The following is a 243-nucleotide window of genomic DNA, read 5'->3' on the forward strand; positions in this document are numbered from 1 at the left end:
GGCAATAACGTACTGCACATCGCTGGTCTGGTAGACCACCCCGTTGCCCGCCAGATAATCTGGCACGGCAACCTGTTCAACCCACAGCAGACGGCTGCCCTGCGAGCTGCTACTCTGCGCACCGGATTGCGCGCTTAACGGCAACTGGTAGTAGCTTTTGTTATCGCTTCCAGAGCTACAGGCCGTTAATACCAGTGCGCCTGCGATGATTAGCCATTTTTTCATTGTTTCGCCCTCTTAGGC

1 protein-coding gene is annotated in these 243 nt (G+C 55.1%); it reads right to left on the minus strand.

The window, feature by feature from the left end; all coding sequences use genetic code 11:
- Window positions 1-225: ABC-type transport auxiliary lipoprotein family protein (locus tag RTW80_RS30465; RefSeq protein ID WP_312721968.1), on the minus strand; the 225-nt coding region annotated here is incomplete at its 3' end.
- Window positions 226-243: the final 18 nt, after the last annotated feature.

The sequence above is a fragment of the Escherichia sp. AM3 genome (assembly GCF_032029835.1).
Classification (GTDB): Bacteria; Pseudomonadota; Gammaproteobacteria; order Enterobacterales; family Enterobacteriaceae; genus Escherichia; species Escherichia coli.